The sequence below is a fragment of the Stutzerimonas urumqiensis genome, from assembly GCF_003640395.1.
Taxonomy (GTDB): domain Bacteria; phylum Pseudomonadota; class Gammaproteobacteria; order Pseudomonadales; family Pseudomonadaceae; genus Stutzerimonas; species Stutzerimonas urumqiensis.
Genome location: NZ_RBZQ01000004.1, coordinates 58,118 through 70,102 on the forward strand (window position 1 = coordinate 58,118; position 11,985 = coordinate 70,102).

General features: G+C 61.4%; 10 protein-coding genes. 8 read left to right on the forward strand and 2 right to left on the reverse strand.

All coding sequences use genetic code 11. The annotated features are described in order from the left end of the window. Nucleotides 1-54: 54 nt before the first annotated feature. Nucleotides 55-2,430 (forward strand): NAD-dependent DNA ligase LigA, encoded by a 2,376-nt coding sequence (ligA, locus tag D7325_RS08665; protein WP_120995169.1) that lies wholly within the window; start codon nt 55-57, stop codon nt 2,428-2,430. Nucleotides 2,431-2,460: 30 nt separating this feature from the next. Here ligA and ppnP read toward each other — a convergent pair whose 3' ends face one another. Continuing rightward, nucleotides 2,461-2,742, reverse strand: a complete 282-nt coding sequence (gene ppnP, locus D7325_RS08670) for a pyrimidine/purine nucleoside phosphorylase (protein ID WP_120995170.1) — start codon at nt 2,740-2,742, stop codon at nt 2,461-2,463. 302 nt (nt 2,743-3,044) lie between these two features. On the opposite strand from ppnP, the gene D7325_RS19270 reads away from it, so the two are divergent. Next, a complete protein-coding gene (locus tag D7325_RS19270) occupies nt 3,045-3,296 on the forward strand; it encodes a YkgJ family cysteine cluster protein (protein ID WP_120995172.1) in 252 nt (83 codons plus the stop codon). Between the two features lie 25 nt (nt 3,297-3,321). After that, entirely contained in the window at nt 3,322-3,927 is a 606-nt protein-coding gene (locus tag D7325_RS08685; protein WP_120995173.1) for an START domain-containing protein, read from the forward strand. Between the two features lie 47 nt (nt 3,928-3,974). Here the strand turns inward: D7325_RS08685 and gltA are convergent, their stop codons facing one another. Next, entirely contained in the window at nt 3,975-5,246 is a 1,272-nt protein-coding gene (gltA, locus tag D7325_RS08690; protein ID WP_120995174.1) for a citrate synthase, read from the reverse strand. 362 nt (nt 5,247-5,608) lie between these two features. Here gltA and sdhC point away from each other — a divergent pair, with 362 nt between their 5' ends. The 5 genes from sdhC to D7325_RS08715 all read left to right on the forward strand — a co-directional run bounded on the left by sdhC (nt 5,609) and on the right by D7325_RS08715 (nt 11,929). After that, a complete protein-coding gene (gene sdhC / locus D7325_RS08695; RefSeq protein ID WP_120995175.1) occupies nt 5,609-5,983 on the forward strand; it encodes a succinate dehydrogenase, cytochrome b556 subunit in 375 nt (124 codons plus the stop codon). Continuing rightward, on the forward strand, nt 5,977-6,345 hold the full coding sequence (sdhD, locus tag D7325_RS08700) for a succinate dehydrogenase, hydrophobic membrane anchor protein (RefSeq protein ID WP_120995176.1): 369 nt from the start codon (nt 5,977-5,979) through the stop codon (nt 6,343-6,345). The genes sdhC and sdhD overlap by 7 nt, the downstream gene beginning before the upstream one ends. 3 nt (nt 6,346-6,348) lie before the next feature. Continuing rightward, nucleotides 6,349-8,121 (forward strand): succinate dehydrogenase flavoprotein subunit, encoded by a 1,773-nt coding sequence (gene sdhA / locus D7325_RS08705; protein WP_120995177.1) that lies wholly within the window; start codon nt 6,349-6,351, stop codon nt 8,119-8,121. A 12-nt stretch (nt 8,122-8,133) separates the two neighbouring features. After that, on the forward strand, nt 8,134-8,838 hold the full coding sequence (locus tag D7325_RS08710) for a succinate dehydrogenase iron-sulfur subunit (RefSeq protein WP_120995178.1): 705 nt from the start codon (nt 8,134-8,136) through the stop codon (nt 8,836-8,838). 259 nt (nt 8,839-9,097) lie between these two features. Further along, the gene (locus D7325_RS08715) at nt 9,098-11,929 is read left to right on the forward strand and encodes a 2-oxoglutarate dehydrogenase E1 component (RefSeq protein WP_120995179.1); all 2,832 of its coding nucleotides are present in this window, start codon (nt 9,098-9,100) and stop codon (nt 11,927-11,929) included. Nucleotides 11,930-11,985: the final 56 nt, after the last annotated feature.

Below are 11,985 nucleotides of genomic sequence, written 5' to 3' on the forward strand. Positions count from 1 at the left end.
CGTTCCCGGCCGGGCCATGAGCCGCGGCCCGGTCGTCATTGGATCGTCAGGACCATGCCCTCCGCTCAATCAGCCGCCGAGCGCATCAGCACGCTGCGCAGCGAGATAGAAAACCACAACTATCGCTACTACGTGCTCGACGAGCCGAGCATTCCCGATGCCGAGTACGATCGACTCTTTCAAGAGCTCAAGGCACTGGAGGCCGAGCACCCCGAGCTGGTGTCGCCCGACTCGCCGACGCAGCGAGTCGGCGGCGCGGCGCTCGCGGCCTTTGGCCAGGTACGACACGAGTTGCCGATGCTCAGTCTCGGTAATGCGTTCGAAGAGCAGCAGTTGCTCGACTTCGACCGCCGCGTGCGTGAGGGGCTGGACCTGCCTGCCGGCGATCTCTTCGATGCCGGCCTTGCCGTCGACTACAGCTGCGAGCCAAAGCTCGATGGTCTGGCGGTTAGCCTGTTGTATGAAGAGGGCGTGCTCGTTCGGGGTGCGACGCGAGGCGACGGTACGACCGGCGAAGACATTACCGCCAACGTGCGCACCATCCGCAACATTCCGTTGAAGCTGCAGGGCAAGGGCTGGCCTCGGGTGCTGGAGGTGCGCGGCGAAATCTATATGCCCAAGGCCGGTTTCGAGGCACTCAACGCCCGCCAGCTGGAGGCGGGTGGCAAGACCTTCGCCAACCCGCGCAACGCGGCGGCTGGAAGCTTGCGCCAACTCGATCCGAGGATCACCGCGGCCCGCCCGCTGGAGCTTTGCGCCTATGGCGTTGGCCGCTTCGAGGGCGAGTTGCCGGAAACCCATGTAGCGGTCCTCCATGCGCTGAAGTCATGGGGCTTGCCAATCAGCCGCGAGCTCAGGACAGCGAGCGGCGTTGCCGAATGCCTGGATTATTACCGCGATATCGGCACGCGGCGGGACGCCTTGCCTTACGAGATCGATGGCGTGGTGTTCAAGGTCGATGCGCTGGCCAGCCAGCGTGCGCTCGGTTTCCGTGCGCGCGAGCCGCGCTGGGCCATCGCCTTCAAATTTCCGGCGCGCGAAGAGCTGACCGAGCTGCTAGACGTCGAATTCCAGGTTGGTCGTACGGGCGCGCTGACACCGGTCGCCCGTTTGAAGCCGGTGCAGGTCGCCGGTGTGACGGTCGCGAACGCGACGCTCCACAACATGGACGAGGTCGCTCGGCTGGGCGTGATGATCGGTGACACGGTGATCGTGCGCCGCGCCGGTGACGTCATTCCGCAAATCCTTGGCGTGGTAGCCGAGCGGCGGCCACCCGCAGCCCAACCCGTGCACATACCTGAGACCTGCCCGGTTTGTGGCTCCCGGGTGGAGCGAACCCAACTGTTGCGGCGTGGCAAAGGGCGGCAAACGCTCAGCGAGGGCGCCATCTATCGCTGCGTCGGTCGGCTGCTATGCCGTGCTCAGCTGAAGCAGGCGATCATTCATTTCGTCTCGCGTCGGGCGATGGACATCGAGGGGCTCGGCGACAAGATCGTCGACCAGTTGGTCGAGGCGGGCCTGGTGTCTTCGCCGGCCGATCTGTATTGCCTGACGTTCGAGCAGGTACGCGCGCTGGAGGGTTTTGGTGATGTTTCGGCCGGTAACCTGATCGCGGCGATCGAGGCGAGCCGGCGTCCTAGCCTGGCGCGCTTCATCTATGCGCTCGGCATCCCCGATGTCGGCGAGGAGACCGCGAAGTTGCTGGCCAGAGCATTGGGTTCTCTCGCTCGGCTTCAGGTGGCATTACCGGAGGTCCTCACCTACCTGCCTGACGTGGGAGCGGAGGTGGCGCATGAAATCCATGAGTTTTTCAGCGATGCGCACAACCGGTCGGTAATAGAGCAGTTGCAGGCTCGGATCTTCATAGAGGAGGAGGGGGCGCTTCATCCCGACTACGCGGCGATCGCCACCTTGGCCGATCTAATCGACAAGCTCCATATCCCGTACGTTGCCCGAACCGGGGCGCAGCGGTTGGCCGATCGTTTCGGCTCGCTGGCGGCGATCATCGATGCGGATTGGCTGGATCTGCGGCAGGTGGAGCGCCTGAACGAGCGGGCTGCTCAGAGTGTCCGCGAGTTCTTCGCTGATTCGCAGAACGCCGTCCGCGCGCGGGAACTGGAAGCGCAGCTGCGTGAATTCGGCATGCATTGGCAGAGCGAGCGGCGTTCGGCGCAGGGGCTGCCGCTGAGCGGGCAGAGCTGGGTGCTGACCGGGACGCTGGAAAGCATGTCCCGGGACGATGCCAAGGCGCGCCTGGAGGCGTTGGGTGCCAAGGTCGCGGGCTCGGTTTCGGCAAAGACCACGGCTGTGGTTGCCGGCCCAGGTGCGGGCTCTAAGCTGGCCAAGGCGCAATCGCTGGGTGTTCAGCTTCTGGACGAGGCGCATTTTCTGGCTCGGCTGGCGGAGTGGGAATCCGCCAGCGGAGGGTGATGCCGGCGAGTCCGAGCTCGCCGGTTTCGGTCAACGATACTCGCAGAGATAGGCCGAGTCGGTCTTCACCTTGAGCTGGAACTTGCTGTTAGCCGGAACGTTGAACCGGCTGCCGGCTGCGAAGATTTCCCAGCCATCGCTGCCTGGCAGTTTCACCTCGAGGCTGCCAGAGACGACATGCATGATTTCCTTCTGGCTCGTACCGAACTCGTATTCACCGGCGGCCATGACGCCGATGGTGGCGGGGCCGGCCTCCATTTCGAAGGCGATGGATTTGACGGACCCGTCGAAATATTCGTTGACCTTGAACATGCTTGTTCCTGAGTGGGTTGGAAAAGGTTGAGCAGTATGCCCAAGCTCGGGTCGGACGTCATCGGCGCCGAAATCGCCGCCCTGGCGAGCGATGCGGAGGCCCGACTTCCCGACCCAGCGGCCACCGGCTGTCGTTACCCGTGTGGAGCGGTTTCGTCGAGGCTCATCGTAGCGCTGACGCGCTGCGTGGCCAGGACCGGCTGCGGCTTGCTCGGCCAAGCGCTTGGCCTTTCGGCGCGCCGGCTCGTGCGGTTGTGAAGTGACTTCACTAGAATTCGTCGCGCTTAGATTTCGGAGGTCACATGGAATGTCGTGTGGGCTGCGGCGCCTGTTGCATCGCGCCGTCAATATCGACGTCGTTTGCAGGTCATCCCGACGGGAAGCCAGCCGGAGTGCGTTGTACGCACCTCTCGCCAGACCTTCGGTGCGGAATATTCGGTCAGCCTGAGCGGCCTGCGGTTTGCTCCGCTTTCAAGGCCGATTCGGCAATTTGTGGCGACAACGCGGAACAGGCGATTGCCTTGCTTGGCTGGCTGGAACAGGCTACCGCCTGACTCTTACGTCTATCTCGGAGGTTTCATGCGTTTATCGGCTCTTGCCTGTCTGGCTGCGTTGTTCGCCATCCCTGTCCATGCCAGCGATTGGTCCTTGGCGAAGGAAGAGGACGGCATCAAGGTCTTCCTCAAGGAAGTCCCAGGATCGACCTTCAAGGCCTTTCGCGGCGAAACGACCATCAACGCCGATGCGGCTGTGATCAAGCGCCTCCAGGAAGATGTGGAGGGTTCATGCGAGTGGCTGCATGCCTGCGAATCGCAGCGTCTGCTCAAGCAGGAAGGTAACGAGGCATGGAGTTATACGCGCATCGACACGCCCTGGCCGGCCAAGCCGCGTGACTCGATCGTCCATGTGACCAACGAACCGCTTGCCGGTGGCGGGTTCAAGCGCACCTTGCAAGGCGCGCCTACCTATCTGCCCGAAGAATCGGGCTATGTGCGTGTAAGCGAGCTGGATGGCTACTGGCGCGTCGAGCCGGTATCGGAGGGCAAGGTCAAGGTCACTTACGAGGTGCATACCGAGCCAGGCGGCGAGGTTCCCGCATGGATCGTGAACAAGTTCGTCGTCGATGCGCCATTCAATACGCTGTCGGGGCTGCGCGAGTTGGCGGAGAGCAAGGCGGGTCGATAGGGTGAATCAAAAAAGGCTGCCTGTGTGGCAGCCTTTTTTTGCGGCGATCAGCGAGGTAGATCGCGCTTGGTGGGGCCGGTATAGAGCTGACGAGGACGTCCGATCTTGTAAGGCCCTGACAGCATTTCCTTCCAATGCGAAATCCAGCCCACGGTACGTGCCAGGGCGAAGATGACGGTGAACATGCTCGTCGGAATGCCGATCGCCTTGAGGATGATCCCCGAGTAGAAATCGACGTTCGGGTAGAGATTGCGCTCGACGAAATAGGGATCGTTGCGGGCGATCTCTTCGAGCTTCATCGCCAGTTCGAGCTGAGGATCCTGGATGCCGAGCTCGGCCAGTACTTCGTCGCAGGTCTGCTTCATGACCTTGGCGCGCGGATCGAAGTTCTTGTACACGCGGTGGCCGAAGCCCATCAGCTTGAACGGATCGTCCTTGTCCTTGGCCTTGGCGACGAACTTCTCGATGTTGGACACATCGCCAATCTCGTCGAGCATGGTCAGCACGGCTTCGTTCGCGCCGCCATGTGCCGGGCCCCACAGCGCGGCGATACCCGCGGCGATGCAGGCGAAGGGATTGGCGCCGGACGAACCGGCCAGGCGCACTGTCGAGGTAGAGGCGTTCTGCTCATGATCGGCATGCAGGATGAAGATGCGATCCATGGCCTTGGCCAGCACCGGACTGATCGGTTTGATCTCGCACGGCGTGTTGAACATCATGTGGAGGAAGTTTTCCGCGTAGTCGAGGTCATTGCGCGGATACATCATCGGCTGACCCATCGAGTACTTGTAGACCATCGCCGCCATCGTCGGCATCTTGGCGACCAGGCGCATGGCGGAGATATCGCGGTGGTGCGGGTCGTTGATGTCCAGCGAATCATGATAGAAGGCCGACAGCGCGCCGACGACGCCGCACATGATGGCCATCGGGTGAGCGTCGCGGCGGAAGCCGTTCAGGAAGGTCTTGAGTTGCTCATGCACCATCGTGTGGTTCTTGATGGCGCTTACGAAGCTTGCCTTCTCCTCTGCATTCGGCAGTTCGCCGTTAAGCAGTAGGTAGCAGGTCTCCAGGTAATCCGATTTCTCGGCGAGTTGCTCGATGGGGTATCCACGGTGCAACAGGACGCCCTTGTCGCCGTCGATATAGGTGATTTTCGACTCGCAGGAAGCGGTCGACATGAAGCCTGGATCGAATGTGAAATGACCCGTGGCGGTCAATCCTCTGACATCTATTACGTCGGGCCCAACGGTGCCGGATAATACGGGCAGTTCGACGGGGGCAGCGCCCTCGATGATTAACTGCGCTTTCTTGTCAGCCATGCAAGGCCTCCTGTTTATGCTTGAAATCATCAGACGGCCCCCCACGCAGGGCCCGCATCACTATAGTGAGATAAATCTCAAAGTCAATTTGCCACACCCCCTGCCATAGACGCTCCGGCGTGGCGGCGCGCCATGAAAAAGCGGCCATGATGGAAGCCGGGCGGGCGGTCTGCAATCAGCCGTTGGTGGCACTTCACCACATTGTCATTAGCCACCTAACTGTCTATACTCGGCGACCGACCGCCAGGGGCTCAGCGCCACATTCTCAGGTTGTCACTCATGGGCGGGCAGTGTCCTCAGAGGCACTCTTTCCCAACAACTTTTTGCCCGGCGTCAACGGGCTCTCAAGTGTGAAATAAGCCGTGAAAAGCCAACGACCTGTAAACCTAGATCTTAGGACTATCAAACTCCCAATCACTGCTTACACGTCGATCCTTCACCGTGTATCCGGTGTCATCCTGTTCATCGGCATCGCCGTATTGCTGGCGGCGCTGGATGCTTCGCTCTCTTCCGAGGAAGGGTTCGAGCGCGTTCAGGGCTACTTCGGCAATCCTCTGGCGAAGCTGGTGGTCTGGGCGTTGCTGTCCGCACTGCTGTATCACCTGGTGGCCGGGATCCGCCACCTCGTCATGGACGCCGGCTACGGCGAAACCCTGGAGGGCGGCAAGCGCGGCTCGAAGATCGTGCTGATCCTTTCTGCGGTCCTGATCATCCTGGCGGGGGTATGGGTATGGTAACCAACGTTACGAATTTCTCGCGTTCGGGTCTCTACGACTGGATGGCCCAGCGAGTGACCGCGGTTGTGCTGGCCGCTTATTTCATCTTTCTGCTCGGTTACCTGCTGCTCAATCCTGGTCTGGATTACACGCAGTGGAGCGCGCTGTTCTCCACGAGCTGGATGCGCATCTTCAGTCTGTTGGCACTGGTGGCCCTGGCGATCCACGCCTGGGTGGGCATGTGGACCATCTCGACCGATTACCTGACCAACATGGCGATCGGCAAGTGGGCCACAGCGGTGCGTTTTCTCTTCCAGGCAGCCTGCGGCATCGTGATGTTCGCGTTGTTCGTCTGGGGTGTGCAGATTCTTTGGGGTTTCTGAGTCATGGCTAATATTCGTACGCTTTCTTTCGACGCCATCATCGTGGGTGGCGGCGGCGCCGGCATGCGCGCCGCCCTGCAGCTGTCTCAGTCCGGCCACAAGACTGCCGTGGTCACCAAAGTATTCCCTACGCGCTCGCATACCGTTTCGGCGCAAGGTGGCATTACCTGTGCGATCGCATCGGCCGACCCGAACGACGATTGGCGCTGGCACATGTACGACACCGTCAAGGGGTCGGATTACATCGGCGACCAGGACGCCATCGAATACATGTGCTCGGTCGGCCCGGAAGCCGTATTCGAGCTGGAGCACATGGGGTTGCCGTTCTCCCGTACCGAACAGGGTCGTATTTATCAGCGCCCCTTCGGTGGACAGTCGAAGGACTTCGGCAAGGGCGGGCAGGCCGCTCGCACCTGCGCCGCAGCTGACCGCACCGGCCATGCGCTCCTGCATACCCTGTATCAGGGCAACATGAAGAACAACACCGTCTTCCTCAACGAGTGGTATGCGGTCGACCTGGTCAAGAACCAGGACGGCGCCATCGTTGGGATCATCGCCATCTGCATCGAGAACGGCGAGACGGTCTACATCCGCTCCAAGGCCACGGTGCTCGCAACCGGCGGTGCCGGCCGGATCTATGCCTCTACGACCAACGCGCTCATCAACACCGGTGACGGTGTCGGCATGGCGCTGCGTGCGGGCGTTCCGGTTCAGGACATCGAGATGTGGCAGTTCCACCCGACGGGCATTGCCGGTGCGGGTGTTCTGGTTACCGAAGGTTGCCGGGGCGAGGGTGGTTACCTCATTAATAAGCATGGCGAGCGCTTCATGGAACGCTATGCGCCCAATGCGAAGGATCTCGCAGGCCGCGACGTGGTGGCCCGGTCGATGGTCAAGGAAGTTATCGCCGGCAATGGCTGCGGCCCGGATGGCGACCACGTGTTGCTGAAGCTGGATCACCTGGGTGAAGAGGTTCTTCATAGCCGCCTGCCTGGTATCTGCGAGCTGTCCAAGACCTTCGCCCACGTCGACCCTGTCGTCGCGCCGATTCCGGTCATTCCGACGTGCCATTACATGATGGGTGGTGTCGCTACAAACATTCATGGTCAGGCGATCACCCAGGATGCCAACGGAAACGATCGCATCATCGAAGGGCTGTTCGCGGTCGGCGAAGTCGCCTGCGTGTCGGTGCATGGCGCGAACCGGCTGGGCGGAAACTCGCTGCTCGACCTGGTTGTCTTCGGTCGTGCAGCAGGCCTGCACCTGGAAAAGGCACTCAAGGAAGGCATCGAGTACCGCGGAGCTACCGAGACCGACCTCGACGTTGCGCTTGGCCGCCTGTCAGGCTTGAACGAGCGCACCAGTGGCGAAGACGTCGCACCGCTGCGCAAAGAGCTGCAGAGCTGCATGCAGAACTACTTCGGTGTGTTCCGTACGGGCGAATACATGCAGAAGGGCATCGCCCAGCTGGCAACCCTGCGCGAGCGCATCGCCAACGTGAAGATCGCCGACAAGAGCCAGGCGTTCAACACGGCCCGCATCGAGGCGCTCGAGTTGCAGAACCTGCTCGAAGTCGCCGAGGCTACTGCCATCGCCGCCGAAACGCGCAAGGAATCACGCGGCGCTCATGCGCGCGAAGACTTCGAAGAGCGCGATGATGAGAACTGGCTGTGCCACACCCTGTATTTCCCAGGTGAAAAACGCGTGGCCAAGCGGGCGGTCAATTTCGCACCGAAGACCGTTCCGGCTTTCGAACCCAAGGTTCGGACTTACTAAGGGGGTTCCGATATGTTGCAAGTCAGTGTTTATCGTTATAACCCCGAGCAGGACGAAAAGCCGTTCATGCAGGAATTTCAGGTCAATACCGATGGTAAGGATCTGATGGTTCTGGATGTGCTGGCCTTGATCAAGGAGCAGGACCAGGGCTTCTCGTATCGCCGGTCTTGCCGTGAGGGCGTCTGCGGTTCGGACGGGATGAACATCAACGGCAAGAACGCGCTCGCCTGCATCACCGCGCTCTCGTCTGTCGTAAAGGGCAACAAGCTGGTGATCCGGCCGCTGCCGGGGCTGCCGGTCATTCGCGATCTGGTCGTCGATATGGGCATCTTCTACAAGCAGTACGAGAAAGTTCGTCCGTACCTGATGAACGATACGCCGCCACCGGCTATCGAACGCCTTCAAAGTCCCGAGGATCGTGAAAAGCTCGACGGACTCTACGAATGCATCCTGTGTGCGTGCTGCTCAACGAGCTGTCCGTCGTTCTGGTGGAATCCCGACAAGTTCCTCGGTCCGGCTGCGCTGCTTCAGGCCTATCGATTCCTGGCCGACAGCCGTGACACCAAAACGGCCGATCGACTGGCGTCCATGGATGATCCGTTCAGCGTGTTCCGGTGCCGCGGCATCATGAACTGCGTCAGCGTCTGTCCGAAGGGTTTGAATCCGACCAAAGCCATCGGTCACATTCGCAACATGCTGCTCCAAAGCGGGACCTGATCGGTCCCGCATGCCCCGAGAAACTTGGGGCATCGCTTCACGAACCTCTGCGGCGCCAGCTCAACTCGGCGCCGTAGTTTTAGCCGGGGAGCCTGCTCACAAAGCGGGTTTCCGCTTTGAAATGATGACCAGCAGGGGCACTCGGGCTGGTACCCGGGCTATCTGCGGGGTTGTGGTGGCTTTCCTGAGTCGCTACGAGGACTCAGGAAGGCACCTGCGATGTCCGCCGGTGGTGTCCCCTTATCGAGGGTGACCGAGCATGCAAGAAAGCGTAATGCAGCGCATGTGGGACAGCGCCCACCTATCCGGTGGGAATGCGGCCTACGTGGAAGAGCTCTACGAGCTCTACCTGCACGACCCCAATGCGGTGCCAGATGAGTGGCGCTCGTACTTCCAGAAGTTGCCAGCCGATGGCAGCGCGACGACCGATGTGTCGCACTCGACCGTGCGGGAGCATTTCGTGCTGCTCGCCAAGAACCAGCGCCGCGCGCAGCCCGTGTCAGCGGGCAGTGTCAGTAGCGATCACGAAAAGAAGCAGGTCGAAGTACTGCGTCTGATCCAGGCCTATCGCATGCGTGGCCATCAGGCAGCGACGCTCGATCCGCTCGGTCTGCGTGAACGCCCGGCGCCAGCCGACCTTTCGGTCAATCACTACGGCTTGACCGATGCCGATCTGGATACCGTGTTCCGCACCGGCGATCTTTCGATAGGCAAAGATGAGGCGACTCTGCGGGAGATTCACCAGGCGCTGCAAGAGACGTATTGCCGCACCATCGGATCCGAGTTCACCCATATCGTCGATTCGGAGCAGCGTCGCTGGTTCCAGCAGCGTCTGGAAAGCGTTCGCGGCCGGCCATCCTTCTCGCCGGAGCTCAAGAGCCACCTGCTCGAGCGTCTTACCGCCGCGGAAGGTCTCGAGAAGTACCTCGGCACGAAGTACCCGGGCACCAAGCGCTTCGGCCTCGAAGGCGGTGAAAGCCTGATCCCGTTGCTGGACGAGATCATCCAGCGGACCGGTTCCTATGGCACCAAGGAAGTCGTCATCGGGATGGCGCACCGTGGCCGCCTCAACGTACTGGTCAATACCTTCGGCAAGAACCCGCGCGACCTTTTCGACGAGTTCGAAGGCAAGAAGGTCGAGGGCCTGAGTTCGGGCGACGTCAAATACCACCAGGGCTTCTCGTCGAACGTCATGACGCCGGGCGGCGAGGTGCACCTCGCGCTGGCCTTCAACCCGTCTCACCTTGAGATCGTGTCTCCGGTCGTCGAGGGCTCGGTCCGTGCTCGCCAGGATCGCCGCAACGATCCGGCCGGTGACAAGGTGCTGCCTGTGACCATCCATGGTGACGCGGCCGTGGCCGGCCAGGGCGTGGTGATGGAAACCTTCCAGATGTCGCAGACCCGCGGCTATCGGACGGGAGGCACCATCCGCATCGTCATCAACAACCAGGTGGGCTTCACCACAAGTCGCCAGGAGGATGCGCGCTCCACCGAGTATGCGACCGACGTGGCGAAGATGATCCAGGCGCCGATCTTCCATGTGAACGCGGACGATCCGGAGGCCGTGCTGTTCGTCACGCAGCTGGCGGTCGACTATCGCATGCAGTTCAAGCGCGACATCGTCATCGATCTGATCTGCTACCGCCGTCGCGGCCACAACGAGGCCGACGAGCCGAGCGGCACCCAGCCGCTGATGTATCAGAAGATCGCCAAGCAACGTACCACGCGTGAGCTGTACGCCGATGCCCTGATCCAGGGTGCGGTGCTTACCGCCGAGCAGGTGCAAGCGAAGATCGACGAGTATCGCGATGCCCTCGATAACGGGCTGCACGTCGTCAAGAGCCTGGTCAAGGAACCGAACAAGGAACTCTTCGTGGACTGGCGCCCCTACCTGGGCCACGCCTGGACGGCACGCCACGACACCCGCTTCGACCTCAAGACGCTGCAGGAGCTGTCCAACAAGCTGCTGGACTTGCCGGAAGGTCTGGTAGTCCAGCGCCAGGTCGCCAAGATTCTGGAAGACCGGCAGAAGATGGGTGCGGGTGCATTGCCGATCAACTGGGGCTACGCCGAGACGATGGCGTACGCGACCCTGTTGTTCGAAGGTCATCCCATCCGCATCACCGGCCAGGACGTCGGCCGCGGGACCTTTTCGCACCGCCATGCGGCGCTGCATAACCAGAAGGACGGCACCCCCTATCTGCCGCTGCAGCATCTGTACGAGAACCAGCCTCGGTTCGACCTGTACGACTCGTTCCTTTCGGAAGAGGCGGTGCTGGCGTTCGAGTACGGTTACGCGACGACGACGCCTAACGCACTCGTGATCTGGGAAGCCCAGTTCGGTGATTTCGCCAACGGTGCACAGGTCGTGATCGATCAGTTCATCACCAGCGGGGAACACAAGTGGGGCCGCCTCTGTGGGCTCACCATGCTGCTTCCGCATGGTTATGAAGGGCAGGGGCCGGAGCACTCGTCCGCACGCCTGGAGCGGTACCTGCAGCTTTGTGCCGAGCACAACATCCAGGTCTGCGTACCGACCACGCCGGCTCAGGTCTACCACATGCTGCGTCGCCAGGTGATTCGCCCGCTGCGCAAGCCACTGGTCGCCCTCACGCCCAAGTCGCTGCTGCGTCACAAGCTGGCCATCTCGACGCTGGAAGAGCTGACCGACGGGTCGTTCCAGACCGTCATCGGCGAAGTGGATCAGCTCGACCCGGCGAAGGTGAATCGGCTGGTCCTGTGCAGCGGCAAGGTCTACTACGATCTGCTGGACAAGCGCCGCAACGAAGGGCGCGAGGACATCGCGATCGTTCGTATCGAGCAGCTGTATCCGTTCCCCGAGGACGATCTTGCTGAAGTGCTGGCGCCGTATCAGAACCTCGAACACATCGTATGGTGTCAGGAAGAGCCGATGAACCAGGGGGCGTGGTACTGCAGCCAGCATCACATGCGTCGCGTGGCTACCGCACACAAGAAAGGCTTGTTCCTGGAATACGCCGGTCGCGAGGCTTCGGCCGCTCCGGCGGTCGGTTATGCCTCGATGCATGCCGAGCAGCAGGAAAAACTCTTGCAGGACGCGTTCACCGTTTAATCCCTTCGTACCGGAGCTGCCCGAGCGGCTCCGGTGTAAACCGAATCAAAAGGACA

What these genes read in the sequence shown, in the direction of transcription:
- ligA (WP_120995169.1), top strand. Translation starts at nt 55, where the DNA reads ATGCCCTCCGCTCAATCAGCCGCCGAGCGCATCAGCACGCTGCGCAGC.
- ppnP (WP_120995170.1), bottom strand. Translation starts at nt 2,742, where the DNA reads ATGTTCAAGGTCAACGAATATTTCGACGGGTCCGTCAAATCCATCGCC.
- D7325_RS19270 (WP_120995172.1), top strand. Translation starts at nt 3,045, where the DNA reads ATGGAATGTCGTGTGGGCTGCGGCGCCTGTTGCATCGCGCCGTCAATA.
- D7325_RS08685 (WP_120995173.1), top strand. Translation starts at nt 3,322, where the DNA reads ATGCGTTTATCGGCTCTTGCCTGTCTGGCTGCGTTGTTCGCCATCCCT.
- gltA (WP_120995174.1), bottom strand. Translation starts at nt 5,246, where the DNA reads ATGGCTGACAAGAAAGCGCAGTTAATCATCGAGGGCGCTGCCCCCGTC.
- sdhD (WP_120995176.1), top strand. Translation starts at nt 5,977, where the DNA reads ATGGTAACCAACGTTACGAATTTCTCGCGTTCGGGTCTCTACGACTGG.
- sdhA (WP_120995177.1), top strand. Translation starts at nt 6,349, where the DNA reads ATGGCTAATATTCGTACGCTTTCTTTCGACGCCATCATCGTGGGTGGC.
- D7325_RS08710 (WP_120995178.1), top strand. Translation starts at nt 8,134, where the DNA reads ATGTTGCAAGTCAGTGTTTATCGTTATAACCCCGAGCAGGACGAAAAG.
- D7325_RS08715 (WP_120995179.1), top strand. Translation starts at nt 9,098, where the DNA reads ATGCAAGAAAGCGTAATGCAGCGCATGTGGGACAGCGCCCACCTATCC.